Genomic DNA, 1,285 nt, shown 5'->3' with positions numbered 1-1,285 from the left:
TTTACGTTTTGTAATTGTATACAAGTGGCTTTGCGCAGAGTGTATTCACGGCGGACGGCGCAGGTCAATCCATTTTCTCAAGCGGCTGTTTCATTTGTCGGAAGCCTTTTCTACTGTGGCTTTTCGTCGCGTGCGGCGCTTTTCGATAATTATTGTATACAAAAAAATAACTCATTGTGTTCTATTTGTTGCATCGGACTGCGGCACAAACGCGCAGTCTCACGACTTTCCCAATAACAAAATGAGGACAGCACCATGAGCGCTTTAACCTTGAAAGTCGCAGTCAACCTGGTCAACGAAGCCATCAGCGCAGGGCGGGCCATCTCCGCAGCGCCGCTGACCATCGCGGTACTCGATACCGGCGGCCACCTGATCACCCTGCAACGCGAAGACGGCGCCAGCCTGCTACGCCCGCAAATCGCCATAGGCAAAGCGTGGGGCGCCATCGCCTTGGGCAAGGGCTCACGCCTGCTGGCACTGGACGCCCAACAACGCCCGGCCTTCATCGCCGCTCTCAACAGCATGGGGCAGGGCAGCGTCGTGCCGGCACCGGGCGGTGTGTTGATCCGCGATCAGGCGGGGAATGTGCTGGGGGCGATCGGGATTAGCGGCGATCTGTCGGATATTGATGAGCAGGTGGCGATCAAAGCGGTGGAAGCGCTGGATCTGAAGGCGGATGCGGGGGTGGCGGCTTAAATCTGCGGTGATTGAATAACCGCTATCGCGAGCAGGCTCACTCCTACAAGGGAACGCGTTCCAAATGTAGGAGTGAGCCTGATCGTGATCGCGTCACTGCGGTGTCTCAATCCGGCTCGCAACCTTTGAGAACCAACCGAATAATCGTCTGCGCAGCAGCCTCGTAATCCGCCTCGTCCAGCTTGTCCTTGCCGGTGACCGCAGAGATCTGCCAGTCGAAGTCGGCGTAGGTCTGGGTTGCGGCCCAGATGCTGAACATCAGGTGGTTGGGGTCGATCGGGGCGATCTGGCCGCGGTCGATCCAAGTCTGGATGCAGTCGATGTTGTGCTTGGCCTGAGCGTTGAGTTGCTCGACCAGATCAGCGCTCAGGTGCGGGGCGCCGTGCATGATTTCGCTGGCGAACACCTTGGAGGCGAAGGGCAGGTCGCGGGAGATGCGGATCTTCGAGCGGATGTAACCGCTGAGCACTTCGCTCGGCACGCCGTCCGGGTTGAACGGCGTCGAGGCCTGCAGGATCGGCACGATGATGCTTTCAAGCACCTCGCGGTAGAGGTTTTCCTTGGACTTGAAGTAGTAGTAGACGTTGGG

The 1,285-nt window shown here is 58.2% G+C and carries 2 protein-coding genes; one reads left to right on the top strand and one right to left on the bottom strand.

The window, feature by feature from the left end:
• Window positions 1–255 precede the first annotated feature (255 nt).
• A complete protein-coding gene (locus tag ACIOVB_RS27765; RefSeq protein ID WP_187677421.1) occupies window positions 256–696 on the top strand; it encodes a heme-binding protein in 441 nt (146 codons plus the stop codon).
• Between the two features lie 106 nt (window positions 697–802).
• On the opposite strand, the gene ACIOVB_RS27760 is transcribed toward ACIOVB_RS27765, so the two are convergent.
• A partial coding sequence (locus ACIOVB_RS27760; protein ID WP_401272305.1) for a TetR family transcriptional regulator C-terminal domain-containing protein occupies window positions 803–1,285 on the bottom strand: 483 nt, incomplete at its 5' end.

Origin of the sequence: Pseudomonas sp. NPDC087639, assembly GCF_044743385.1 — a bacterium.
GTDB lineage: Bacteria > Pseudomonadota > Gammaproteobacteria > Pseudomonadales > Pseudomonadaceae > Aquipseudomonas.
Note: the sequence above shows the minus strand (reverse complement) of the source record. Positions and strands in the feature narration are given on the sequence as shown.

Bases quoted from the DNA above. Each gene is read 5' to 3' on its own strand.
- ACIOVB_RS27765 (WP_187677421.1), top strand. From the start codon at position 256: ATGAGCGCTTTAACCTTGAAAGTCGCAGTCAACCTGGTCAACGAAGCC.